Origin of the sequence: Blautia sp. DFI.9.10, from assembly GCF_024461705.1 — a bacterium.
Taxonomy (GTDB): domain Bacteria; phylum Bacillota; class Clostridia; order Lachnospirales; family Lachnospiraceae; genus Blautia_A; species Blautia_A fusiformis.
Map to the genome: position 1 here is coordinate 110,810 of NZ_JANGAA010000005.1, position 24,334 is coordinate 135,143.

At 46.5% G+C, this 24,334-nt stretch carries 22 protein-coding genes, 1 pseudogene and 1 riboswitch; of the genes and pseudogenes, 3 read left to right on the top strand and 20 right to left on the bottom strand.

Features of this window, described 5'->3' with window-relative positions; genetic code table 11:
- Position 1: 1 nt before the first annotated feature.
- From NE671_RS04980 to pckA, 10 genes are all read right to left on the bottom strand, one after another.
- Positions 2 to 1,633, bottom strand: a complete 1,632-nt coding sequence (locus tag NE671_RS04980) for a GH3 family domain-containing protein (RefSeq protein WP_114002198.1) — start codon at positions 1,631 to 1,633, stop codon at positions 2 to 4.
- Positions 1,630 to 2,211 (bottom strand): hypothetical protein, encoded by a 582-nt coding sequence (locus NE671_RS04985; protein WP_118608104.1) that lies wholly within the window; start codon positions 2,209 to 2,211, stop codon positions 1,630 to 1,632. Before NE671_RS04985 ends, NE671_RS04980 begins: the two co-directional genes overlap by 4 nt.
- Positions 2,212 to 2,448: 237 nt before the next feature.
- A complete protein-coding gene (locus NE671_RS04990) occupies positions 2,449 to 2,928 on the bottom strand; it encodes a metallophosphoesterase family protein (protein WP_021650292.1) in 480 nt (159 codons plus the stop codon).
- Positions 2,925 to 3,509, bottom strand: a complete 585-nt coding sequence (locus tag NE671_RS04995) for an XTP/dITP diphosphatase (RefSeq protein WP_110103311.1) — start codon at positions 3,507 to 3,509, stop codon at positions 2,925 to 2,927. The genes NE671_RS04990 and NE671_RS04995 overlap by 4 nt, the downstream gene beginning before the upstream one ends.
- Positions 3,506 to 4,663 (bottom strand): THUMP domain-containing class I SAM-dependent RNA methyltransferase, encoded by a 1,158-nt coding sequence (locus NE671_RS05000; RefSeq protein ID WP_015526018.1) that lies wholly within the window; start codon positions 4,661 to 4,663, stop codon positions 3,506 to 3,508. Before NE671_RS05000 ends, NE671_RS04995 begins: the two co-directional genes overlap by 4 nt.
- Positions 4,660 to 5,202 (bottom strand): phosphodiesterase, encoded by a 543-nt coding sequence (gene yfcE / locus NE671_RS05005; RefSeq protein ID WP_022426532.1) that lies wholly within the window; start codon positions 5,200 to 5,202, stop codon positions 4,660 to 4,662. The genes NE671_RS05000 and yfcE overlap by 4 nt, the downstream gene beginning before the upstream one ends.
- 126 nt (positions 5,203 to 5,328) lie before the next feature.
- Entirely contained in the window at positions 5,329 to 5,661 is a 333-nt protein-coding gene (locus NE671_RS05010; protein WP_015526020.1) for a rhodanese-like domain-containing protein, read from the bottom strand.
- Between the two features lie 112 nt (positions 5,662 to 5,773).
- Positions 5,774 to 5,977 (bottom strand): hypothetical protein, encoded by a 204-nt coding sequence (locus NE671_RS05015; RefSeq protein WP_022426534.1) that lies wholly within the window; start codon positions 5,975 to 5,977, stop codon positions 5,774 to 5,776.
- A gap of 304 nt (positions 5,978 to 6,281) precedes the next feature.
- Positions 6,282 to 7,211 carry a cation diffusion facilitator family transporter gene (locus NE671_RS05020; RefSeq protein ID WP_110103310.1) on the bottom strand — a complete coding sequence of 310 codons (930 nt, stop codon included), beginning with the start codon at positions 7,209 to 7,211 and terminating at the stop codon, positions 6,282 to 6,284.
- 201 nt (positions 7,212 to 7,412) lie between these two features.
- Positions 7,413 to 7,593: riboswitch (NiCo riboswitch) on the bottom strand.
- Between the two features lie 296 nt (positions 7,594 to 7,889).
- Entirely contained in the window at positions 7,890 to 9,494 is a 1,605-nt protein-coding gene (pckA, locus tag NE671_RS05025; RefSeq protein ID WP_148448674.1) for a phosphoenolpyruvate carboxykinase (ATP), read from the bottom strand.
- Between the two features lie 351 nt (positions 9,495 to 9,845).
- Here pckA and NE671_RS05030 point away from each other — a divergent pair, with 351 nt between their 5' ends.
- Complete coding sequence (locus NE671_RS05030) at positions 9,846 to 11,144, top strand: threonine/serine ThrE exporter family protein (RefSeq protein WP_195656148.1); 1,299 nt, start codon at positions 9,846 to 9,848, stop codon at positions 11,142 to 11,144.
- Between the two features lie 95 nt (positions 11,145 to 11,239).
- Here the strand turns inward: NE671_RS05030 and NE671_RS05035 are convergent, their stop codons facing one another.
- Positions 11,240 to 11,995 carry a DUF4866 domain-containing protein gene (locus NE671_RS05035; protein WP_173722818.1) on the bottom strand — a complete coding sequence of 252 codons (756 nt, stop codon included), beginning with the start codon at positions 11,993 to 11,995 and terminating at the stop codon, positions 11,240 to 11,242.
- A 15-nt stretch (positions 11,996 to 12,010) separates the two neighbouring features.
- A complete protein-coding gene (locus NE671_RS05040) occupies positions 12,011 to 12,658 on the bottom strand; it encodes a YoaK family protein (protein ID WP_147603314.1) in 648 nt (215 codons plus the stop codon).
- Between the two features lie 166 nt (positions 12,659 to 12,824).
- Here NE671_RS05040 and NE671_RS05045 point away from each other — a divergent pair, with 166 nt between their 5' ends.
- Positions 12,825 to 13,703 (top strand): LysR family transcriptional regulator, encoded by an 879-nt coding sequence (locus NE671_RS05045; protein WP_129974591.1) that lies wholly within the window; start codon positions 12,825 to 12,827, stop codon positions 13,701 to 13,703.
- 28 nt (positions 13,704 to 13,731) lie between these two features.
- Here NE671_RS05045 and NE671_RS05050 read toward each other — a convergent pair whose 3' ends face one another.
- Positions 13,732 to 14,559: a PRD domain-containing protein gene (locus tag NE671_RS05050; protein WP_092070295.1), complete on the bottom strand. Its 828-nt coding sequence runs from the start codon at positions 14,557 to 14,559 to the stop codon at positions 13,732 to 13,734.
- A gap of 239 nt (positions 14,560 to 14,798) precedes the next feature.
- Positions 14,799 to 17,051, bottom strand: coding sequence for a PTS transporter subunit IIABC (locus NE671_RS05055; RefSeq protein WP_015526027.1), 2,253 nt, complete (start codon positions 17,049 to 17,051; stop codon positions 14,799 to 14,801).
- 441 nt (positions 17,052 to 17,492) lie between these two features.
- Here NE671_RS05055 and NE671_RS05060 point away from each other — a divergent pair, with 441 nt between their 5' ends.
- The gene (locus NE671_RS05060) at positions 17,493 to 19,214 is read left to right on the top strand and encodes an ABC transporter ATP-binding protein (protein WP_256163736.1); all 1,722 of its coding nucleotides are present in this window, start codon (positions 17,493 to 17,495) and stop codon (positions 19,212 to 19,214) included.
- Between the two features lie 148 nt (positions 19,215 to 19,362).
- On the opposite strand, the gene NE671_RS05065 is transcribed toward NE671_RS05060, so the two are convergent.
- The 6 genes and pseudogenes from NE671_RS05065 to nhaC all read right to left on the bottom strand — a co-directional run bounded on the left by NE671_RS05065 (position 19,363) and on the right by nhaC (position 24,178).
- Positions 19,363 to 19,806 (bottom strand): hypothetical protein, encoded by a 444-nt coding sequence (locus tag NE671_RS05065; protein WP_021650455.1) that lies wholly within the window; start codon positions 19,804 to 19,806, stop codon positions 19,363 to 19,365.
- Complete coding sequence (locus NE671_RS05070) at positions 19,793 to 20,584, bottom strand: ParA family protein (protein ID WP_015526030.1); 792 nt, start codon at positions 20,582 to 20,584, stop codon at positions 19,793 to 19,795. The genes NE671_RS05065 and NE671_RS05070 overlap by 14 nt, the downstream gene beginning before the upstream one ends.
- Before the next feature lie 201 nt (positions 20,585 to 20,785).
- Positions 20,786 to 20,986: pseudogene (locus NE671_RS05075) on the bottom strand (sugar ABC transporter permease); the annotation flags it as partial.
- A gap of 35 nt (positions 20,987 to 21,021) precedes the next feature.
- Positions 21,022 to 22,182 carry a beta-aspartyl-peptidase gene (gene iadA / locus NE671_RS05080; RefSeq protein ID WP_015526031.1) on the bottom strand — a complete coding sequence of 387 codons (1,161 nt, stop codon included), beginning with the start codon at positions 22,180 to 22,182 and terminating at the stop codon, positions 21,022 to 21,024.
- Positions 22,183 to 22,235: 53 nt separating this feature from the next.
- Positions 22,236 to 22,727, bottom strand: coding sequence for an amidohydrolase family protein (locus NE671_RS05085; protein WP_015526032.1), 492 nt, complete (start codon positions 22,725 to 22,727; stop codon positions 22,236 to 22,238).
- 5 nt (positions 22,728 to 22,732) lie between these two features.
- A complete protein-coding gene (nhaC, locus tag NE671_RS05090; protein WP_015526033.1) occupies positions 22,733 to 24,178 on the bottom strand; it encodes a Na+/H+ antiporter NhaC in 1,446 nt (481 codons plus the stop codon).
- Positions 24,179 to 24,334 lie beyond the last annotated feature (156 nt).

Sequence of the window (24,334 nt, forward strand, 5' to 3'; positions counted from 1 at the left end):
GTTACTTCCTCATATTCCCGAATCCGATTTCATCCTGCAGTCTCAAAAGTTCCGCCACCTCATAATAAGGAGTGCTCATATGCCGTGGTTTCCGTCCTTTTCTGGACTCATACAGATGAAAGGTACCACAGCGCAGGATGGTCACCACAAGGGGATCCATTCCCAGGATTTTCTTCAGATCCCGGTAATCCTGATCGATATATTTGAAATACGTGGTCAGAAGTTCTTTCAGAATATCCGTGCTCATAGCCTGATACATCAGCGCTTCTTTTTTTACTTCTATATAAAGATGCAGATATGGGCGTTTTTTCTCATTATATTCTTTCACTGCGATCCAATCCGTAACCGGCTGCCCGGACAGCTGGATCACACTTTTGATACCATTTTCCGAAATCCTGGTAAAGCCTGCGATATCAATGATCCACGGAACACGGTCTATGTACTCAAATCTTGGGATCTGTGTCCGATCCTCCTGGTTGGTAAGACCCACGCATCGATACATATCTCCCACACGGTACCTGGCAAAGGCTCCGCCCTTCAACACAGTGATCACAAGCTCATATTTCTCCCCGGGAACAACCTCATCCATAAGATAGGTCGGAGGAGTGAACGTGGGATCCTCATAATTATGGAGCATATCCTTTTCGGTGATAAATTCATAAAAGCAGGTATCCGGGAAAAAGTACATTCCGTTCCTGGTCCAGGTCTCGGTTCCTATAATGGAAGGTTCCGTTCCTGCAAAAAGCTCCATGGGCCGAACTCCCCACATTTCCTCCAGATCATCCTTATAGCACTGGTTGTCGGTTCCTGCCACCATAAATCCCTTCAGGTGAAAAAGGTCTTTCGGAAGAAGCTCCCGTTTCTCCTTCTTACAGATCTTTTTGGCATTCAGGATCCTTTTCAGCATCTTTGGTTTATACTGCAGAAGTTCCGAAAAGGAGGTTTTGCTTTTTCCTGATGATACGCTTCCGGTGAGGCTCTGGCTTACTGCATAGGCCACACTTCCAAGTCCGAAGAAAAATTCCACGTCCTGTTTCATGGCCATCTTGAAGCCCTCTTTGTTCCGCTCACCAAAGCTCATATTTACCGCATCTTCCACTTCCGGAAGAAAACGGATGTCGATATCTTCTTTCAGCGCCAGTGGAAAAAGGCCGGTAGCAAAAGGCAACGGTGCCAGTCCGTAAAGGATCTTGTCCGTTTCCTCCACATCAAATTTGCCCTTTTCACGGCTTGTAGCTAATATGAGGCAGGCAACTACATTGTTCCTGTAGGTATCCAGCATACTTCTTGTGTATGGTGCTACCTTTATCGGATGGCGTCCGCCTTCCCAGGTCGTCTGTATCCAGATGATCGGATTCCCCGGAAGAGTTTCACTTCTCTTCTGGAGGAGCATATCCGCATAATCCTCATAAGTGGTAAGAGGTACCAGCCGACGGAACTCGTCGATCCCGGACGGTCTCCTGCCCTTCAGAATGCTTTTGCCCAGTTCACAGTCTGACCAGAGCTGGATCTGCTCTTCCATCAGACGATTCTGGATCTTCATGTAATCCTGCATTGTCAGATCAAGAAATCCGCAATATTCTTTCCAGATAGCATCATACTGCTGTTTTCGAAGCTTTTCGCCAAGACTCACCGCCTTTTCCCCCCTTTTCGCCATGTTTTTATGCAGGCAGCTGTACTGTTTCGGTCTGGGATCAGAAAGGGAGTTGTCTGCTGATACGCTCCGTAATTACTGAATGTTTCCGGAAACACGATCCTGTCCTGGTAAAAAATGTACAATATATTCCACACAATAAGGACCCCAAAAGCCCCCATTGCCTTCCCGGATCCCAGAAATCCGGCCAGGCAAAAATAAAATCCGGCGAACCACAGAACGCCAGGATGTCGGCAGAGTGCATAAACACCCTCTGTATAGGCCAGCCTTTCATGATTTTCTTTGACATATGTCTCATCAAAGGGCAGCGCAAAAAACAATGTATAGATCAACAGTCCCAGAAACAGGATCGCTGCTGTCAGAAAAACAGCAGAAATAAAAAAAGAACTTCCCCGCCGCGGCCAGCAGCTCCGGATCACCAGACCTGTTGACACTGCGATCAGGAAACATCCTATGCTAAAAAACGGATGAAGAAAGCTTTTTTTCAATCGGATACTGTTATGATCATACAGGAAGCAGCATAAAAAGCCGATACTCCCTATAATAACCGCAGTCATGCGTATTTTCCCCCTTCATTTATGTAAAGCGGACCTTCTCATTCCGCTCTGCTGCATTCTCAGGAACGAGACCCATTCATGGTCAGTACCCTAAAGAATGCTCTATATTACTAAAAAAAACTACTTGTTCATTATATAGCACATAGCTGACTTTCGCAATCGTTTTTGACTAATATATGCTGAATATTGGCACAAATTTTATCAATTATGACAGTTTATTTGTTTTTTCTGCCGGAATCAGAGGTAACGGATCTCTACGTGCATTTCGCCCTTTCCATCTGTCTCCATTACTGCATAGCTTGGACGGCGTCCCCGTTGTCTGGGATAAGCCAGACTTCCGGGATTTACCAGAAGCACACCTGCTTCCTTTTCAACAACCGGTACGTGGATATGTCCGAAAAAAGCCGCATTGCATCCCCTTGAGCGGGCAGCTTCTGCCAGCTGATCAAAGGCCATGGATACACCGTAGTAATGACCGTGAGTTACCAGAATCTTATTTCCCTCGACCTCGATCACATCTTCTCTCGGAAGATCCGAGAAAAAATCATTATTTCCGGACACAATACTGCAGGGACATTCTGCAAGGGCTTCGATATAAAATTCTCTGCCTTCCACATCTCCGCAATGTACCAGCATGTCAAAAGGAGCCTCCCGATTTATCGCGATCTCCAGGTTTTCATCTCTTCCGTGAGTATCGCTTACGATCAGCACCTTCATACAAGCTCTTCCTTTATAAGGCAAAGAGCTTTTCCACGATGGCTGATCCTGTTCTTTTCTTCCATGGAAAGCTCTGCGGAAGTACAGCCATATTCCGGAAGATAAAAGATCGGGTCATAGCCAAAGCCATTCTCCCCTTTTTCCTCGTAGCCGATGCGGCCTTCCATGGCAGCACGGACTGTCTTTCTTCTGCCATCCGGGAAAGCTGCCGCAATAGCACATACAAAACGTGCAGTACGTTTCTCATCAGGTACACCTTCCAGACGCTGGATCAGGTTTGCGTTTTTAATATGATAAGAAGTATCCTCACCCATATAGCGTGCGGAATAGATTCCCGGCTCTTTGTTCAGATAGTCGATCTCCAGACCGGAATCATCTGCCAGAACGATCTCGCCAGTCATTTTACTGATTGCTTCTGCCTTGATCATGGCATTTTCTTCAAAGCTTTTTCCATTTTCATCAATATCCGCATGGATCCCGGCATCCTTCAGGGAAAGGATCTCCAGAGAAGGATCCGCAAGTATCCTTCGGATCTCCTTCATTTTATCCTCATTTCCGGTAGCAAAAATGATCTTTTTCATTCTTTAATACTTCCTTTCTTCGGCGGACGTGGTCCAAGAAACTGGTAATAGTAGGTTTTCATCATTCCATTATAGATCTTACGGTTTTTATCTGCCTTTCGGCCGATGTCATTCTCTGCCTTGTCATAGGCAGTGATCAGATACATGGACCAGCGATCCAGCCCCTTATAGCTTTCACCGATCTCACGGTACAATGCAGGGAGATTGGATTTTTCTTCGATCCGCTCACCATATGGCGGATTTGTCACGATAAAACCAAAGGGTTTGGAATGGCGGAGTTCACTGACCGGGCGCTGCTGGAAATGGATCAGTCTGTCCACTCCTGCCATTTTTGCGTTGGCGCGTGCTGCCTTGATGGCAGCTGCATCGATATCAAAGCCCTGGATATCGGTTTCAATATCAAGATTTACACGTTCTCTGGCTTCTTCTCTTGCATCCTCCCAGCATTCCTTCGGGATCAGATGCTCCCAGCTCTCGGCCAGAAAATGACGGTTCAGTCCCGGCGCCATATCCGCTGCCATCATTGCCGCCTCAATAGGAAAGGTGCCGCTTCCGCAGAACGGATCGACAAGAATACGGTCCTTTTTCCAGGGGGTGAGCATCAAAAGAGCACTGGCAAGCGTCTCGGTGATAGGTGCCTTGACAGTCATCTGGCGATACCCTCTCTTATGGAGGGATACTCCTGAAGTGTCGATTCCGATCAGAGCTACGTCTTTCATAAAGGCCACACGGATAGGAAATTCCGGACCATCTTCCGGAAACCAGGAAATCCCGTAAATGCCTTTGAGACGCTCTACAATGGCTTTTTTCATAATGGACTGGATATCAGATGGACTAAAAAGCTTACTTTTGATGGAGTTTGCCTTGGCTACCCAGAATTTACCGTTTTTCGGTATGTAATTCTCCCATGGGAGAGCCTTGGTCTTTTCAAAAAGCTCATCAAAAGTCTCAGCCTTTACTTCGCCTATTTTCAGAAGCACACGTTCTGTGGTACGAAGGAACAGATTGGCGTCTGCCACACCCTGGGCATCAGCCTCAAAGGTTACTCTTCCGTCTTCCACCCTGGTCACTTCATAGCCAAGATCCAGTATTTCACGCTTCAGCACCGCCTCTGTTCCAAAATGACAGGGCGCCGTTAATTCCCACAGATTCATAAAGTGATCTCCCGTACTGTATTTCCTTCAAAATCTTTAATGGTAAAAATTCCGTTCTCAAGGATTGCATAGGTCGGCGGGTTACCTTCCTTTGGAATGGATACGGAACCTGGGTTCAGAAGGATATAATTCCCCATATTTTCTGCCTTCAGCACATGTGTATGGCCGTGGATCAGAATGTCTCCGTCCATCATCGGCGGAAGATTATCCTTATTATAGATATGACCGTGTGTGGCGTACATCGTTTTTCCTTCGATGGCAAGGATACAGTAATCTGCCATAACCGGGAAGTCCAGGACCATCTGATCCACCTCTGCCTCACAGTTTCCGCGTACTGCATAGATCTGGTTTTTTCTCTCATTTAAAAGGCGGATGACTTCCTTTGGTGCGTATTCCTTCGGAAGGTCATTTCTTGGTCCGTGATAAAGCAGATCTCCCAGAAGCACCAGTCTCTCCGCCTTCTCCTTGTCATATGCTTCCAGCATTTTCCGGCAGTAATATGCCGAACCATGTACATCGGACGCAAACATATATTTCATAATCTTTTCTCCTTGTAATTTGTGTTGGTTTTTATCTCTGTTCTTTACATTATCATGATTTCCTTTAAAATACAAGATTTGTTACAGATATGCATTCGCAATCTGATTTGATATTGTCCGCTTTTTTTATCCGCGCACAAGATTTCTCCCTCTGTAGGCTGCAAATCCACCAATCACGGACCTGGTACGACAGCCCTGTCTTGCCAGGCTCCGGGCAGCCTGCATGCTGGCGCCGCCGCGGTCGCAGTAAAATATCAGCAGCTTATCTTTGGGAAAACGATATTTCTGATCCTGTTTTTTCTCAAGATATTCCTCCAGCTCTCTGTATGGAATATTTACCGCGTTCCGGACATGTCCCCTTCTGTAGGCGGCAGAATCCCGGAGATCTATGATAACAGCGTCGCTGCGCTCCACATAATAATCCAGCATTTTTGCAGAGATAGTTTCGATCTGAAACATGGAAAAAATCTCCTCTTTTTGGTATATTATATGGAAGCTTCCGGGTGAATGTTCCCTTATATGTATTTAAGCGGGAAAAGCCATCTCTGACTTTTCCCGCTTTTCTTATCCTTTAATATCTGTCAGAGCCTCTGTCCTTCTCAGAATCATATTCATCGGAAATTTTGTTTCCGTAGCTGCTTTTGGAACTGTTTCTGGAAGAATTTCCCGAACTGTTCTTAGAGCTGTTTTTTCCGCAGTTTCTGGAAGCACTTTCCCCGTGATTTTTTCCTGCATAATTAGACTCATTTCTGTCTGTTTCGTAATTTTTCGCCATTTGAATTACCTCCTGATGAAGTTGATTTTACGGCTTTCCGAAGCTTTCTGCCGCTTTTTATTACAGGAAATAGTATCCCAAAAAGTTTGGAGATTATTCGCCAAAATCATATTGCTTTTTTTTCCAGTTTATATTATAATCATTCTTGTAAAAAGAATTTACCATTCAAAAATTTTTTTTACATAACCCCTTATTTAATTATTTATACTCCCCTCGAAACACCCGGTAGCTCCCCTACCGGGTGTTTCTCTATACAAAAACAAGCCGCCGGATGACGATCACAGTCGCTCCGGCAGCTTGTTTTTTATCCGTTGATCGGATTTACATGCACCATACAGTGCTTTACATCTTTGAATTTATTCTCGATCGTATGATGTACATTTTCCGCAATATCATGTGCATCAAAAAGGGAAATACTTCCATCTGCTGCGATCTCGATATCCACATACATCTTGGATCCGAAAAGACGGGTTTTAAGAAGGTCTACTCTTCTGACGCCCGGTACCTTGAGGATCTCTCTCTTCATGGATTCCTCAGTTTTTGCATCACAGGAATGATCTACCATCTTGTCAATGGCATCCCTGAAAATGTCGATCGATGCCTTGGCGATCATAACGCAGATCACGATACTGGCGATCGGATCCAGGATCGGGTATCCCAGTCTTGCTCCTAAAATACCGACAAAAGCTCCGATAGAGGAAAGTGCATCTGAACGATGGTGCCATGCATCTGCCATCAGGGCTCCTGAATTGATCTTCTTTGCAGCACCTCTTGTATACCAGAACATCCACTCTTTTACCACAATGGATACCACTGCTGCAATCAGTGCAAGTGTTCCCGGAATGGCAATGGTTCCGCCGGATGTGCTTTTTACGATATCACGGGCACCGGTAATTCCGATCCCGAGACCAGTGACAAGCAGCATTCCTGCAAGGACAATGGAAGAAACACACTCCATTCTTTCATGTCCGTACTGGTGCTCTTTGTCTGATTTCTTTGTAGAAAGACGGACACCGATGATTACGATGAAGGTGCTTCCCACATCTGATGCAGAATGAATGGCATCCGAGATCATTGCTCCTGAATGTGCCACAATACCTGCGATCAGTTTAAATACAGATAATAAAAGGTTTACCAGAATACTGATCCCGGATACCTTCATTGCTGTCTGCTGTTCCCATGAAGCTGTTTTTTCTGTATCATGTATAATTGTTTTGTTTTCTGTGTGTTCCATAAACAGAATCTCCTTTTAAATATATGATCAGGTTCTTCTTATGGCACAACATTTTCCGTGAAAAAACCGGCGGTTCCTTCACTACTCGCTGCAGTGCGATTTTCCGCCGGTGTTCTTTCTTTTCTGTATAGGGATATCCCAGCTTCTACCTTCTGTTCCATCCATATTTTTGCAGTAAAAAAGACATACCTGCGAAACATACACTGTCCCGCAGATATGTCTGAAAGCAAAGTCACATTCTGCTTCACCTCATATTCCGTGAATGCAGGTTCTTTGCAATTACGTTTAAATCCATATCCGCTGCCGCTTCCTGCGGCCCGGCCCCATGCCTTCGATAAATATTTTCGATTCCGAAAAGCATCGCCTGCTCAGTTTGTACTGTTGATCTCGCATCCTGTTCGAATGTAATGCAGTGCAAAGAGAATTTTTGCAGTCTTACGGGTCTCCCGCTCAACTTCTCAGAAAGGATACACCATATGCCCTCTGTTAGTCAAGCCAAAGTTTTTTATTTTACAGGTAGATATCTTCAACTTTCTGTTTATTCCATGTCTGGAAACATGCTTCGCACTGCACAGTTCTATATCAAATAATAGATCCTCAGTTGTTTGTCAAAAAACCGGGAGCGGATAAATCCACTCCCGGTCAAATCTACGATCTGTATTCAGTTGGAATGATCGATTATGCCTGCGGGCCAGCAGCAACGAGTGCTTTACCAGCAGCATTTCCTTCATATTTAACAAAGTTCTTAACGAATCTTGCAGCAAGATCTTTAGCCTTTGTCTCCCACTCTGCAGCGTCTGCATATGTGTCACGTGGGTCAAGGATTGCAGGATCTACGCCTGGAAGCTCTGTCGGAACCTCGAAGTTGAAGAATGGGATCTTCTTTGTCGGAGCTTTAAGAATAGATCCGTCAAGGATAGCATCGATGATACCACGAGTATCTTTGATGGAGATACGTTTTCCAGTTCCGTTCCATCCTGTGTTAACGAGGTATGCTTTCGCACCGCTCTTCTCCATTTTCTTAACGAGCTCCTCAGCATATTTTGTCGGGTGAAGCTCAAGAAATGCCTGTCCGAAGCAAGCGGAGAATGTAGGAGTAGGCTCTGTGATTCCACGCTCTGTACCAGCAAGTTTAGCTGTGAATCCGGAAAGGAAGTAGTACTGTGTCTGCTCCGGTGTCAGGATAGATACTGGAGGAAGTACGCCGAATGCATCTGCGGACAGGAAGATAACTTCTTTCGCTGCCGGTGCAGAAGATACCGGGCGAACGATGTTCTCGATGTGGTTGATCGGGTAGGAAACACGTGTGTTCTCTGTTACGCTCTTGTCAGCGAAGTCGATCTTTCCATCTTTATCAAGTGTTACGTTCTCAAGAAGAGCGTTTCTCTTGATCGCATTGTAGATGTCCGGCTCAGACTCTTTGTCAAGGTTGATAACCTTAGCGTAGCATCCACCCTCGAAGTTGAATACTCCGTTGTCATCCCAGCCGTGCTCGTCATCACCGATCAGGAGACGCTTAGGATCTGTGGAAAGTGTTGTTTTACCTGTTCCGGAAAGACCGAAGAAGATTGCTGTGTTCTCTCCGTTAAGGTCTGTGTTTGCAGAGCAGTGCATGGAAGCGATGCCCTTAAGCGGCAGATAGTAGTTCATCATGGAGAACATACCTTTCTTCATCTCTCCGCCGTACCATGTATTAACGATAACCTGCTCACGGCTTGTAATGTTGAACATTACAGCTGTCTCAGAGTTAAGACCCAGCTCTTTGTAGTTCTCAACTTTAGCCTTGGATGCGTTGTAAACAACGAAATCTGGCTCAAAGTTCTCAAGCTCCTCAGCTGTCGGCTGAATGAACATGTTTGTTACGAAGTGTGCCTGCCAAGCAACCTCAACGATGAAACGGATAGCCATACGTGTATCTTTGTTAGCTCCGCAGAATGCATCTACTACGAAAAGTCTCTTGTTGGAAAGCTCTTTCTTAGCAAGATCTTTAACTGCAGCCCATGCTTCCTGAGTTGCCGGATGGTTATCGTTTTTGTACTCATCGGATGTCCACCAAACTGTGTCTTTGGAGTTCTCATCCATAACGATATATTTGTCTTTAGGGGAACGTCCTGTGTAGATACCTGTCATTACGTTGACAGCACCAAGCTCGCTGACCTGACCTTTCTCAAATCCCTCAAGCTCTGGTTTGGTCTCTTCCTCGAATAATGTCTCGTAAGAAGGATTGTACACGATCTCAGTTGTTCCGGTAATACCATACTTTGTTAAATCGATTTTTGCCATCTTAACATTTACCTCTCTTCTTTAATAGTAATTATGATAGCCACCTACTCTTGCAGGTTTTTGTCATCCTGCCATAGGAATTGGTCATTCCAACATCCCTATCCACAATTATACATAAATTGTACGTAAAAGCAACCAAAAAAATTCATTTTCCGCAAAAAAATGATAAATCTTTAACAGTGACGTTTTGGTACTGTCAGATTTTACTCCATCTATACTTGACTTTTTCAGAATAATTGCTACAATATATCTGATTATAGTTATTATATATATTTATAATAGTAACTATATGATTTTAATATATAGAAAGAAGTGATTTCTGTGTCAGATATTCCGGTTAAACGTAATCATATGAAAATCCCCTGGCACAACTACGTAAGCGCTAGGAACAGCCAGCCCATCACCGAGGCTTCTCTTTCCGAAAAAGCTTCCCTGATCGGCCGTACAGGCATGATGCTTCTCTCCTGTGGGACCGGTGCTTGGCGGGTACGGAGTTCCATGAATACATTGTCAGAAGCACTTGGTATCACCTGCTCCGCAGATATCGGACTGATGTCCATAAGCTACACCTGCTTTGACGGTGAGAGCAGTTTTTCCCATGCACTTAGTCTGACTACCACCGGCGTAAATACTTCCAGGCTGAACAGGCTGGAACATTTTGTCAGTGATTTTCCTGCAGAGGGTATCCATATGAGCGGTGAAGCACTGCACAGTCAGTTAGATGAGATCGAGCGGATCCACGGGCTTTATTCCCCTACCGCCCTGGGACTGGCTTCTGCACTGGCCTGTGGTGCATTTACTTTTCTTCTGGGCGGTGGCCCGCTGGAAATGATCCTGGCTTTTGCAGGCGCAGGCATCGGAAACGCCATCCGCTGCAAGCTTGGCAAGCATCATTTTACTCTGTTTATGTGCATTGCAGTTTCTGTTTCCTCTGCCTGTCTTGTATATGCAGGCTTCCTGAAACTGGCAGAGCTTCTGTTCCACATTTCCGTCCAGCATGAGGCCGGATACATCTGTTCCATGCTGTTTATCATTCCGGGCTTTCCGTTTATCACAAGCGGGATCGACCTTGCCAAGCTGGATATGCGTTCCGGACTGGAACGACTGGCCTACGCCATTATTGTTGTAATGGTGGCTGCTGTCTCTGCCTGGCTAATGGCACTGCTTCTTCATCTGAAACCTGTGGATTTCCTGCCTTTGGAGCTTTCGGCAGCTCAGAGGATCCTGTTCCGGCTTCTGGCAAGCTTCTGCGGGGTATTCGGCTTTTCGGTCATGTTCAACAGCCCTGTCCGTCTAGCCGCAGCTGCCGCCTTCATCGGCGCACTGTCCAACACTTTACGTCTGGAGCTTGTTGATCTTGCCGGTTTCCCACCTGCTGCCGCGGCTTTTTTCGGAGCACTGACAGCCGGACTTCTGGCCTCCCTCCTCAAAACAAAAGTGGGATATCCCAGGATTTCCATTACCGTACCATCCATTGTGATCATGGTTCCCGGACTTTATCTCTACCGGGCGATCTACAATCTGGGGATCATGTCCCTGAATGTTTCCGCCTCCTGGTTTGCAGCTGCGATCCTGATCATCGTTGCTCTTCCTCTGGGCCTTATTTTCGCCAGGATCCTTACGGACAAAATGTTCCGCTACTGCACCTGACGGGCATACAAAAAGGACTGCTTTCTGTAGCTTCCGGTCATCAGCTATCCTTCTGATAACCGGAGCAATACAAAAGCAGTCCTTTTTTGTACATTCTATTTCATTACGATCTCATCAGCGATCCCGATCATTTTTTCCAGGCGGTCCGCAAATTTATGGATGGGGAGAAAAACGCCCAGTCCGTCATAACGTTTTCCACCATCCTCCACAGAATCCTGCCCATAATACACAAAAGCTCTTGGAAGCTTCTTCTGAATTGCCATCATGATATCCCATACAGCCGCATAGGCCTGTGCCTCCGTTTCCTTTTCCCTTACGCTGTCCGGAAGCTCATACACCAGCAGCACACCGATATGTTCGCCCATTTTGTACTCTTCTACTTCCATGGTAGCTTCATCATAGGCATGTCGCTTCCGGTAGCCATACGCCAAATACATCTTTACACCCTGCTTCTCCCTGTATATCCTGCGGAACCGGTCGTAATCCCTGTCACTTACATGAATTCCCTTTTCCCGCAGAAAATTTCCTTTTTCATCTGTGAGAAACACCGGATTCTCCTGTCCATCTGCATTGAACCTGAACGGTGCCAGAAAAGAATTTCGCAGAAGATCAAACATACTGTTCTGGCAGATTGCCATAAGGAGAGCTGTCAGATCACGGTTTTTATATGCGTCCAGCAATGCATAGGCGAATTTTTCCGGAGGAAGATATCCGCATTCTATGTCTGTATCCGCATCCATGGATTCATAGAAGGTCTCCGTCAGCCGTCTGCACGCCTCCGGATCCTTCAGGATCTTTTCAAATAAAAGCTCCGCCTTTTCCTCTCTTGGGAATAATGTGCTGTTTTCCACAATTCCTCACCCTTTCTAATCTCTATGTTTACTGGAAAACATCAGAATAAAGCTGATCAGAAGCAAAACATCCGATACCCAGATTGCCGGGATCCCCAGCCTCATGGACAGATTTCCTCCGCCACCGGCTCCAATGGCAAAAAAGAAAATTATTCCGAAATAATAAAGAGCCTGCTTCAGCTGTTCCGGACGTTTTTCACGACAATACACGGACAACGCCGCCGTGCCGCTTCGTAAATTTCCGATGCACATAGTGCTTGCATAGGAATAACCGCCCACCTTCCGGAAGGTCTGTACCTGCATGGCGCAGGAAAAGGATACCAGTACGGTTGCCAGCATATCCAATTCTCCCGGCATAAATCCCACCACAAAAAGGATCAGGATCTCGATCAGCAGGATCATCTGCCTCCAGTGAAGTTTTTTTGCATATTTAAAGGTACTCTGGATCCGCTCCGCCGCTACAACACCAATGGCAAAGGCTAAAACAGGAAACAGATACCTTAAACCGTCTCCCCACTGTCCTGTCATAAAATTATGGCTCATCAGAACCACGTTGCCTGTCTGGGCGTTGGAAAACACCTCATCTCTTGTAAAGTATGTGTAGGCATCCTGAAATCCGCCGGACATTGCCAGAAATACACTTGTGATAAAAGCTTCTGACATCTGCCGGTCCGCATTTTGCAGCTTTCCGCCTCCTGAAACCACTCTAAATCACTCCTGTCATTGATTTTTTTCCTCGGGTGTATTATAGTTTGCTCAGAAGCAAATGTAAAAAGTATTATTAATATCGTAAACATATTAAAATCATATCACAGGATGGAGACAATACATGATCACTTACGACTACTACCGGATCTTTTATTATGTAGCCCAGTATAAGAGCTTTACCAAGGCAGCAAGAGCTCTTCACAACAATCAGCCAAATATCACCCGCTGTATGAACAACCTGGAGCAGGAGCTGAAATGTACGCTCTTTCTCCGCTCCAACAAGGGAATCGCACTTACACCGGAAGGCCGCCAGCTTTATGAACACGTTGCCCTGGCTTTTGAGCAGCTGTCCATCGGCGAAGAGGAGATCCGCCAGAACGGAGAGCTGGAGCATGGCCTGGTTTCCATCGGCGCCAGCGAAAATGCCCTGCGTCTGATCCTTCTGGAAAAGCTGGAGCTGTTCCGCGAGCAATATCCCCATGTTCGCCTGCGCCTCTTTAACCATTCTACTCCACAGGCTGTACAGGCACTGAAAAATTATGCGGTGGATTTCGCTATTGTCACCACTCCGATCTCCATCCGCAAGCCTTTACAGAAAAAAAGTCTCCTGCGTTACCGGGAGATCCTTGCATGCGGAAGCAAATATAAGGATCTGGCTACTGCCCCTATCAGCATCCATGAGCTTCAGGATCTGCCCTTTGTAGGTCTTGCGGAAGGGACCAGCACCAGAGAAATGTATATGAATTACTTTATGGAAAACCGTGTTTCTTTTCATCCTGACATCGAGGCAGCAACTACAGACCAGGTCCTTCCCATGATCGTCCACAATCTGGGAATCGGCTTTTACCCCGAGCCCCTTGCCCGGGAAGTGATCAATGACGGGAAGATTTTTGCCCTTCAGCTTAAAGAACCGCTCCCTCAGAGAGAGGTCTGCTTAGTCACAAACAGCAGTACTGCCATGAGTACTGCTGTCAAAAAAGCTATTGAATTTATTGTGTAAATCCCTGAGGCGGATCAGCCATTTACATTTATTGTTCCACTGTCCGCTCAATATGCATGGCAAGATAACCAATCTCGATAGGGTCCAGCTTTTTCCCAAGGCTTTTGCCCAGACTCTCGCAGACATCCTCTGCGATCCTGTAGGATTCCGGATATTTTTCTTCTATATATTCATTCATATCCAGCTTCAGTGTCTCCCCTGTGGAGACACGGGCTACCATATATTTGATATGGTTCATCATACGGTTGTAGGACAGGGAGATCACATCGATCTTTCTTCCTGTGGCCATCTCGATCATGGCGATGCATTCCCGTACCGTTCTTGCTGTCTGCATGGCAACAGACACCTTTTCATCTCCAAGCGCTGAGTGAATATGAAGTGCCACATATCCCACCTCATGCTCGTCGATCTCAATATCCATCCTCTCCTTCAGGATCTTCTTCAATACCTCCGCCACCTTGAATTCACTGTAAAAAAGCACCTTGATATCATCCGTCAGGGGATTGCTGATCTGCTCATGATTCCGGATACGTCCCACTGCAAAGGAAATATGATCAGCAAGGGGAAACAGGATCCTTCTGTCTATGGTATCCCCAAAGGTCTTCTCAGCTTCTCTCAATATCTCATCTGCAATCTCCAGAAATTCCGGTGCTACGCTCTTTGCCAGTTCTTTTGCTGAGCCACGTTCTGTCTCCTGAGCCAGCCTGTAAATGGTACAGTCTGCCGGAGCCTCAAAACGCTGGCTGACCTTCTTTCCAAATCCCACACCTTTTCCCAGAAGTACATATTCCTGGTTTTCTTCCATATTTATGGCAATGATGCCGTTATTGTTCAATACCTTGCTCACTCTGTACATCTTTTTCCCCACCATTTTTATATATCCTGCTGCTTTTCCACATTCCACCACTGTCTGCCCCGGATTTTCAGTCGACATTTTTATCTGCAGCTGTTGATTTTCTTTATCGTAACAGAATCTTTCTTTTGTGTAAAGCCCTTCTGACAGACAGTTATTTTCTTCGCCACAGGAAAAGCGCGCCCGGGCATTAGGCGCGCTTTTCACAAAACCAATCTTCTATATTATTGCTGAAAAATTCCCTATTCTTCCACAGTCTCTACTGCGAACAGCGGCTCTCCTGCCTTGATCTCTCCATTGGCAAGAAGGCGTACTCTCTGATTATCCTCGATCTCTGTGCAAAGGATCGGAGAACATAAGGACGGAGCGTTTTCTATAAGATACGGGATGTCAATCTTCATCAACGGCTCGCCTTTTTTTACATGCTGTCCCTGCTCTACCAGGATCTCGAAGCCTTTTCCTTCCAGCTTTACAGTATCAATGCCGATATGGAGGAGCATAGGAAGATCTGTATCTGTCTGGAATCCGATGGCATGCTTTGTGTCAAAAATAAACTCTACCTCGCCGTCTTCCGGAGCACAGATCACCGGGTCCTTCGGTGTGACTACAGCACCCTCTCCCATCATTCCTTCCGCAAAGCCTTCATCCGGCGCTGTGGAAAGGTCTGCGGCGATACCGGTTACCGGGCTGTAGACAATCGCTGTTCTGAGAACCTTTTTCTCTGGCTGCGTGCTGGCTTCGGATGTCGGAGCTGTGTTCTGAGTAGCCTCACCTGTACTTTCTGCTGTACGCTCTGTATCAGACTGAGCCTGATTTTCCGCATTGTCTGTTTCTTTCTCATTTGCACCTTCAAAATATTCATTCGGCGCTGTCTCCAGATAATCCTCCAGCTTGGATTTGATCACAGTTACCTGCGGACCGTAGATGATCTGGACACCCTGGCCTTTTTTCACGATTCCTCTGGAACCTGTTGTTTTCAAAATATCGTCGTTGACTCTTGCTGCGTCATGGACGGTGATACGGAGTCTTGTTGCACAGCAGTCCACATCACTGATGTTTTTCTTTCCTCCAAGGCCGGCTGTGATGGCTTCGCTTACCGGGTCTGCAGATGTACTTCCTGCTGCTTCACCGGCTTTTCCGGCTTCTTTTCTTGCGTTTACATCTGCTTTTGTATAAAGCTTTGTTTCTGTGTCGTCATCCTCACGTCCCGGAGTCTTAAAGTTGAACTTTTTGATCAGGAAGGTGAAAATCACATAATAGAGAATAAAGTAAATGATACCTACCGGGATAATCCTGAACCAGCTTGTCTTTGCATTTCCCTGAAGGATTCCGAACAGGAACAGATCCAGGAAACCGCCGGAGAAGGTAAGTCCTACTGCAATGTTCAGCATATGTGCGATCATATAAGCCGCGCCTGCAAGAACAACCTGTACTGCAAACAATGCAGGAGCTACAAACAGGAAGGAGAACTCCAGTGGCTCTGTGATTCCTGTAAGCATACATGCAAGGGCTGCTGAAAGAAGAAGTCCGCCTGCTGCTTTTTTCTTCTCAGGCTTTGCACAGCGGTACATGGCAAGAGCAGCTCCCGGAAGACCGAAGATCATGAAAATGAACTCTCCGGAAAAATATCTTGTTGCATCAGCACTGAAATGCGCTACATTTGCGGAATCTGCAAGCTGGGCGAAAAAGATGTTCTGTCCGCCCTGTACCATCTGGCCTGCAACCTCCATAGTCCCGCCAACGGCTGTCTGCCAGAATGGCATATAAAATACGTGATGAAGTCCGAATGGGATCAGCGCGCGTTTGATAATACCGAAGATCAGGGTTCCGACATAGCCGCTGCCTGTTACAAGACCGCCCAGAGCATAAATACCGTTCTGGACTGCCGGCCATACGAAATACATCAGGATTCCCACAAACATATATACAATGGTGGAAATGATGGGCACAAATCTGGAACCACCGAAGAAGGAAAGTGCGTTTGGAAGCACGATCTTATGAAAACGGTTGTGCAGAGCCGCAACACCAAGGCCGACGATAATACCGCCAAACACACCCATCTGCAAAGACTGAATGCCGCAGACAGAAGTTACAGTACCTTCCAGAACGCTTTTTGCGATCTGTCCGTCTGCTGTGATCTTGTCATTTACTACCAGCATACCGTTGATGGCTACGTTCATAACGAAGTAAGCGATCAGTGCGGAAAGAGCTGCTACCTCTTTCTCTTTTTTTGCCATACCGATGGCCACACCTACTGCAAAGATCAAAGGCAGGTTATCAAATACCGCACTTCCGACTTTGTTCATGATGACTAGGAGTGCATTTAAGATGGTTCCGTCTCCCAGAATCTTCTGAAGTCCATAGGTTGCAATGGTCGTTTCATTTGTGAAGGAACTGCCGAATCCAAGAAGCAGGCCTGCCACAGGAAGGATTGCGATGGGGAGCATAAAGGAACGTCCCACACGCTGCAAAACTCCGAAAATTTTGTCTTTCATGTTCTCTCTCCTTTTCTTTCGACGTTTTGGAGCGGGAATCTTTTAAGTGGGCAACAAAAAAAGACACCAACCCCCATAAACGTCAAATAAAAATAATAACATTTATGACTGGTTAATGCCTGCTTATCAGTTACACACCAAATCTGAAATACACTATACGGGTTTTGTTCTTCTGTGTCAAGGAGTAATTTGATTTTTTCCAAAAAATATCTCCTCATATCACTATCCGCTCCGTTGCCAACAATCTCTTGCGGAATATTTCCTGTGAACAGCAGCCATATAGTTCCTGTTCTCAGAAAGTATACAGAAACGAAACAGGCCAGAAATTCACTTATCTTGACTTTATTCTCACTTATGATAAGATGAACATAGAATGTCCGGCAGCAATATTTTTTGCTCAGACAACACTATACATTTCATAAAAACGGAGGTACTTTTCCGATGAATACCATCAAGAAATTCATCCACTACTACGGCCCGTACAAAGCGGTCTTTTTTATTGACCTGATCTGTGCAGCCGTTATCAGTCTGGTAGATCTTGCTTATCCCCAGATTCTTCGTACTATGACAAAAACTCTCTTTACACAGGATAAGGATATTATTCTTCATGCCCTCCCTGTGATTGCAGCTTCTCTTTTTGTTATGTACATTGTGCAGAGTCTCTGCAAATATTATGTAACCTGTCAGGGACATATGATGGGTGCAAAGATGGAACGTGATATGCGCCGGGAGCTTTTTGACCATTACCAGGAGCTGTCTTTTTCCTATTACAGCAGGAATAATTCCGGTCAGATGATGAGCAAGCTGGTCAGTGACCTTTTTGACATTTCCGAGTTTGCACATCATGGTCCTGAGAATCTTTTTATCTCTCTGGTAAAGATCGTCGGTGCTTTTATCTTCCTGGTCTTCATCAACAAGAAGCTTGCACTGCCGCTGATCCTCCTGGTGATCGTAATGTTTGTGTTTTCCTTCCGCCAGAATGCAAAAATGCAGGAAACCTTCATGGAAAACCGTCGTAAGATCGGAGATGTAAATGCCAGCCTTCAGGATACGCTTTCCGGAATCCGCGTGGTGCAGTCCTTCGCAAACGAGGACATCGAACGTGTCAAATTTAAGAAAAGCAATGAAGCGTTCCTTGTTTCCAAAAGAGATAATTATCACTGCATGGGAAGCTTCATGAGTTCCAATCTTTTCTTCCAGGGCATGATGTACCTGGTAACTCTTGTTTACGGCGGCTATCTGATTGCTCAGGGTGAAATGCAGACTGCAGATCTTGCCATGTATGCCCTGTATATCGGAATCTTTATCAGCCCCATCCAGATCCTGGTGGAACTTGTGGAAATGATGCAGAAGGGTCTTTCCGGTTTCCGCCGTTTCCTGGATGTGATGGAAACAGAATCCGAGATCAGGGATGCAGACAACGCTGCGGAGCTTACGGACGTGAAAGGACATGTGCGTTACGACCATGTTTCTTTTCATTACAACGATGATGAAACTCCTGTGCTTTCCGATATCTCTATTGATATCCCGGCAGGAAAATCCATTGCCCTGGTGGGACCTTCCGGAAGCGGAAAAACCACGATCTGCTCTCTCCTGCCCAGATTTTATGATGTGACCGGCGGTTCCATTACTGTAGACGGAAAGGATATCCGCGGGCTGACTCTTAAGAGCCTTCGAAGCCAGATCGGTATGGTACAGCAGGATGTCTATCTTTTTGATGGAACCATCAAGGATAATATTGCCTACGGAAAGCCCGGAGCTTCCGATGAAGAGATCATCAAAGCCGCCAAATGTGCGAGTATCCATGACTTTATCATGGAGCTTCCGGATAAATACGACACTTATGTCGGAGAACGTGGCACACGCCTTTCCGGCGGACAGAAGCAGCGGATTTCCATTGCACGTGTATTCCTTAAGAATCCTCCGATCCTGATCCTGGATGAGGCCACCAGCGCTCTGGATAACGAAAGCGAACGTTGGATTCAGAAGAGTCTGGTGGAACTTTCAAAAAATCGTACTACCATTACGATCGCGCACCGGCTTTCTACGATCCGTGATGCGGATGAGATCATTGTGATCACGGAGGAGGGTATCGCCGAAAGAGGCACTCATGCTGAACTGCTTGAGAAGAATGGATTGTATGCTGCATATTACAATATGTAGAAAGATACGAGGGAGGCGCTTCGCTGTCCCACTGAGATTTTTATAGGGCAAAATAAAAGGCTGCTGTATACCTTATCAATAGTGATATAGATATATAGCAGTCTTTTTATTTGTCAATTACTATCTTTTCAAAAAATTCAATCAAAGATTACAGCAGATAAACCGGAAGCTCGTCTTTAATTCCTACTGGCTGGTTGTTGTCCGGCTCATCTTTCTTTGGGGTGAGGAATTTGGCCTGGAGTTCGTCGGCGTTTCCTCCGCTGATCACGTTCTGGGCTACAGTTCCTGTTGTTTCTGCTGCAGCTGTTTTCTTTGCTGCGGTTTTACGTGCTGTTGTTTTTCTGGTAGTGGTTTTCTTTGCTGTTGTTTTTGTTGCGGCTGCTTTCTTTGCTGTGGTCTTCTTTGCAGGAGCTTTGGCTGCTGTTTTCTTTGCTGTAGTTTTTTCTGCCGCTTTTTCAGCTGTTTCAGCTTTTACCTCTGACGGCTTCTCTGCTGCTTTAACCTCAGCCTCTTTTACCTCTGTTTTTGTTTCTGTTTTGGATGCTTTTTCTGCATTTACTGCTCTTGCGATGCTTGCTTTACCTACTGACACGATTCATTACCTCCTCTGCCAATGCTATGTACTCTTTTGCGCTGCGGCTGCTTTTTTTGAACTCCACAACTGGTTCACTGCTGTCCTGGGACCATTCGATGGAGCTGTCTACACGGATAAAAGATTCGAAAAGATAGATTCCTTCCATTTCTTTCAGTGTTTCCATAGTCTGTTTGAAATAATTCTTTCTGGCATCTGCCTTGGTTACTACGATTCCCAAAACCTTTAAATCCGGAGCGATCTCCCTGACTTCATTGAGGAAATCAAACATATTTGCAAGACCAAACATACCCCACGGACTTGCCTCTACCGGAACAAGAACATAATCGGATGCACATAAAATATTCATCACCCAGCCGCCAAGAGTAGGCGGTGCATCAATGAGAATGTAATCGTACACTCCGGAATCTTTAACCTTCTGCAGACATTTCCGCAGGATAAACTCTCTCTGCCATTTTGTAAAAAGCTCATATTCCACGGAGCTCATCAGCGTAGACGACGGAACCAGATCCAGATTCTCATACTTCGTATGCACGATAAAATCGCTGAGATCCGACTGATGACCGATAGCATAGTAGAGATTCTTTTCCCCTGCTGCCATCTCAAGCACTTCTTCCTCCGAAAAAAAAGAAAGGGAAAGATTCAGCTGCATATCACCGTCTACCATCAGTACCTTCTTACCCATGCCGGCCAGTGCCGCTCCCACATTGGAACAGCTGGTGGACTTTCCGCTGCCGCCCTTATTATTTGCAAAACAGATCGTTACTGTATTTCCCATTACAGCCTCCCGACAACATAATTTCGTATTTTCTGTCACTTGCCCTTATTATAATATAACGTTCTCCTAAAAACAAGCACATCCCCCATAAAACCACGAAAACCGACAAAATAACCTCACATAAAACAACAGTATATACACCCAAAAACAGCAGGTTCCGGATCACTCCGAAAACCTGCTGTCCTGATTCGCTGACTATTATTATTTTACGATAAAAGATTTTCTCTTGCTGACAACATCGAAGATAACCGCTGCCAGAAGAACCATACCTTTAACAACCTTCTGGATATTCTGGTCAATACCCATGATACTCATGCCAAGATTCAGAACACCCATCAGAAGTGCACCAATGATAACACCAGGAACTGTACCGGTACCACCATAAGCAGAAGCACCACCAATAAGTCAATCACAGTCCTTCTCCTGTATGTTTTTCCTTACTGCTCGAATCTGCCCTTCATCTTCACTTCCTGCTCCCACACAGCGACCTTGCCGCGGGCAAACAGGCTGTTGATGTTGAGATTCTCATCCAGTACCAGAAGGTCTGCGTCTGCGCCTTCCGCTACACAGCCCTTGATTCCTTCTTTGCCAAGGAGTACGGCCGGAGTGCTGGTCAGAAGCTGTAAGGCATCCTCCAGCGGCATGCCCTCTCTTACCAGGATCTGGATGGTACGGTGCAGATACTTCGGGGACGCGTAGGTCAGGCCAATGCACTCGCCCTCTTCGTTGAAGCGCGGCTGGCTTCCGAACGCGTCACTGGACATGGTTACATGATCCAGGCTCACATCTTCGCGGTGCAACAGCTCATAGAGCTTCAGAGCATCGGATTCGACCTCCACATCATCGGCGCCGGCGGTGCAGTCAATGTAGCCGCCACGGCGCACCAGATCCGCGCCGGCATCAATCAGTCCAGGATTGCGTAAGATGTGGGTCGGCAGCAGGTTCTTGGCTGGAACGTCGGAATGATCCAGCACATAGAAAATCGGATCCAGTCTTCCCTCTCCGTCACCCATGTGCATGGTTACCAGGCCAGGGGTATTGCTGAGTAAGCCGGCTCTGCGCGCTGCAGTAGCCAGCGCGATCAGCTCTTCTCCGCCTGGGTTGGAGCTTCTGTGGTCCGATACCGCTACCTTCACACCGATCATCGGTGGAACCAGGATGATATCGCGCTCTACACTTCCGGTCAGGGTGGTCGGCGGGTAACCATAGGAACTGGTCAGAGTGTACACGGTCATGCCCTCTTCGGTCAGGGCGCGAGCTTTTGCGACCAGATTTTCCACACTGCGGGTTACGCCATCGGTTCCCAGAAGTCCGACTACCGTGGTAATACCATTTTTGAAGAATTCACTGAGCTGGGATTCCGGTACACGGGATGCCGGCCCCTGCTCTCCGCCGCCGCCTGTGATATGCACGTGCATGTCAATGTAAGCCGGAACAACGGTCTTTCCCTCCAGATCATAGGTTTCCACTCCCGGAAGTCCCTCATATCCCTCAATAGTATCCTGCATCAGAAGGATTTTTTCCCCCTCAATAAGGATATCTTTCTTTCCCAGTTTCTCCGGTGCGTACACATTCGCGTTTTTCAGTAACTTGATCATAATGTCAATTCTCCTGTCTCTTTCTTTTCCGCTTTTCTATTTCAAAGCTTCTGTCAGTCTGTCTCAAAGGTGCCTTTTACCAGTGCTTTTCCATACTCCACCATTTTCTGTCCACGGACAAATACCGTATCTACCAGAAATTCCTCATCCAGGATCACAAGATCCGCGTCGCTGCCCGGACGGATGCAGCCCTTTTTCGGGAATAATCCGTTGGCTCTGGCCGGGTTCTCCCCGCAGATGCGGATGGCTTTTTCCACCGGAACCCCTGCCTTTACAGCATCACGCACTTCCTCATGCAGGGAAGAAAGCCGTGTAACCAGAAGCTTTGCGCCGCCCCCGCCAATCACATGAACATGCTGGTCCACATAACCAGGAATTACCATTTTTCCATCTGCAGAAACAACTTCCACCGGAGCAGAAAGTTCCGGTGGATCGATGTGTTCTGCCACAGAAAATACTTTTTCATCTACGATCAGGATATCACGGATTCCTTTTGGATCCGGATCATACAGATTCGCGTTTTTAATCAAAAGCACTCTGGACATCGTATTTAGTTCTCCTTTTTCTTCTCATCATCGAGCTTGGCAATACCAAATCCGGTAAAGCCCCAGATGATTGCAAAAATCCAGCCGGTGTAGCACAGGATTGCCCATGGAAGGTAATCCAAAGTCTCTACGCCAAGGGTGGAAGCCATGTAAGCACCTGCTGCGGACCACGGGATCAGCGGTACAACTACGGTACCGGCATCCTCAAGGGTTCTGGACAGGTTCTTTGCCGCAAGCCCGCGCTCTTTGTAAGCGTCACGGAACATCTCGCCCGGAATCAGAATGGCAAGGTAAGAGTTACCGGTGGTCAGTGCCATGGTAATGCAGGCTGCAACGGTTGCGGTGATCAGCGCACCGGTACTCTTTGCCACGCTTAAGATCTTCTGGAGTACCACATCCAGACAGCCAGCCCGGCTCATGATACCTGCGAAGCAGAATGCGCAGAATACCAGAAGTGTGGTGCTCATAATGCCGTTCATACCGCCGCGGTTTAACAGCTTGGTTACGGCCTCGGAACAGGTCTCGGTGTCAAATCCTGCACGGTGGATCATGGATACATCAAAACCGTTTACGGTTGCCTTTAACACATCTCCTAACGCTACGTGCTGAATGAAGACACTCTCCAAGCCTGCTACAAAAGTAGAAAGAAGCATAACCGGAATGGTTGGCTTCTGAAGCAGGGAGCCGCCCAGCACGATCACTACCGGAATGATGATCAGCAGGTTCCAGCTGTACATGGAAGAAAGCTGGCTTAATAAAGTAGTAACGGTGTCAGAAGTAATATCTGCGCTTACATCTGCGTTCATACCAACAATGGCATATACCACCAGGGAAACGATGGTTGCTGGGACAGTGGTGTAGAACATATGTCCGATATGCTCATACAGTGTGCTGCCTGCCGCGATCGGAGCCAGGTTTGTGGTATCGGACAGCGGAGACATCTTGTCACCAAAGTAGGAACCTGCGATGCAGGCGCCTGCAGTAGCCGGAAGGGATACGCCAAGGGCGCTTGCGATTCCCATCAGGGCAACACCCATGGTTGCAACGGAACCCCAGGAGGTACCGGTAACAACCGAAACCACTGCCTCGATCAGGAACGCGGTAACCAGCATGAATTTCGGGTTTACGATCTGGACGCCGTAATAAATCATCATCGGAATGGTACCGGATGCCATCCAGGTACCAACCATAGCGCCAACACATACAAGAATCAGGATGGCAGGCATGCCCTTTGCGATCTTGGTGCAGATCTCATCCATCATCTCATCCCAGGTAATGCCTACACGGAACGCGATAAATGCTGCGATTGCAGCTACCATGATCAGAAGCGGCTCTGTGCTGTAGCCGAATACGCCTTTTCCGATGGTAAGGATCAGGAGCATTGCGACGATCGGTGTGATCGATTCCGCAAAAGTGGGCAGACGTTTGGCCCGTTCTTTCTTTTCTTTCATTTGTAGTTTCTCCTTTTAGCCTCCTTCGTGACAGTTTCACATTTTATCACGGCAGAGTATTAAGATTTGGACTTATTATATCAGAAAAGATAACGGGCAACAACTAAAACTTTATATTTTTTTATTTTCTTGTTACACGGGAGTTTGACACATTGA

What these genes read in the sequence shown, in the direction of transcription:
- nhaC (WP_015526033.1), bottom strand. Translation starts at nt 24,178, where the DNA reads ATGAAAGAAAAGAAAGAACGGGCCAAACGTCTGCCCACTTTTGCGGAA.
- NE671_RS05040 (WP_147603314.1), bottom strand. Translation starts at nt 12,658, where the DNA reads ATGTCAGAAGCTTTTATCACAAGTGTATTTCTGGCAATGTCCGGCGGA.
- iadA (WP_015526031.1), bottom strand. Translation starts at nt 22,182, where the DNA reads ATGATCAAGTTACTGAAAAACGCGAATGTGTACGCACCGGAGAAACTG.
- NE671_RS05020 (WP_110103310.1), bottom strand. Translation starts at nt 7,211, where the DNA reads ATGGAACACACAGAAAACAAAACAATTATACATGATACAGAAAAAACA.
- NE671_RS05070 (WP_015526030.1), bottom strand. Translation starts at nt 20,584, where the DNA reads ATGGGAAATACAGTAACGATCTGTTTTGCAAATAATAAGGGCGGCAGC.
- NE671_RS05045 (WP_129974591.1), top strand. Translation starts at nt 12,825, where the DNA reads ATGATCACTTACGACTACTACCGGATCTTTTATTATGTAGCCCAGTAT.
- NE671_RS04985 (WP_118608104.1), bottom strand. Translation starts at nt 2,211, where the DNA reads ATGACTGCGGTTATTATAGGGAGTATCGGCTTTTTATGCTGCTTCCTG.
- NE671_RS05015 (WP_022426534.1), bottom strand. Translation starts at nt 5,977, where the DNA reads ATGGCGAAAAATTACGAAACAGACAGAAATGAGTCTAATTATGCAGGA.
- NE671_RS05085 (WP_015526032.1), bottom strand. Translation starts at nt 22,727, where the DNA reads ATGTCCAGAGTGCTTTTGATTAAAAACGCGAATCTGTATGATCCGGAT.
- NE671_RS05000 (WP_015526018.1), bottom strand. Translation starts at nt 4,663, where the DNA reads ATGAATCTGTGGGAATTAACGGCGCCCTGTCATTTTGGAACAGAGGCG.
- yfcE (WP_022426532.1), bottom strand. Translation starts at nt 5,202, where the DNA reads ATGAAATATATGTTTGCGTCCGATGTACATGGTTCGGCATATTACTGC.
- NE671_RS05030 (WP_195656148.1), top strand. Translation starts at nt 9,846, where the DNA reads ATGAAAATCCCCTGGCACAACTACGTAAGCGCTAGGAACAGCCAGCCC.
- NE671_RS05050 (WP_092070295.1), bottom strand. Translation starts at nt 14,559, where the DNA reads ATGTACAGAGTGAGCAAGGTATTGAACAATAACGGCATCATTGCCATA.
- NE671_RS04995 (WP_110103311.1), bottom strand. Translation starts at nt 3,509, where the DNA reads ATGAAAAAGATCATTTTTGCTACCGGAAATGAGGATAAAATGAAGGAG.
- NE671_RS05010 (WP_015526020.1), bottom strand. Translation starts at nt 5,661, where the DNA reads ATGTTTCAGATCGAAACTATCTCTGCAAAAATGCTGGATTATTATGTG.
- pckA (WP_148448674.1), bottom strand. Translation starts at nt 9,494, where the DNA reads ATGGCAAAAATCGATTTAACAAAGTATGGTATTACCGGAACAACTGAG.
- NE671_RS05055 (WP_015526027.1), bottom strand. Translation starts at nt 17,051, where the DNA reads ATGAAAGACAAAATTTTCGGAGTTTTGCAGCGTGTGGGACGTTCCTTT.
- NE671_RS04990 (WP_021650292.1), bottom strand. Translation starts at nt 2,928, where the DNA reads ATGAAGGTGCTGATCGTAAGCGATACTCACGGAAGAGATGAAAACCTG.
- NE671_RS05060 (WP_256163736.1), top strand. Translation starts at nt 17,493, where the DNA reads ATGAATACCATCAAGAAATTCATCCACTACTACGGCCCGTACAAAGCG.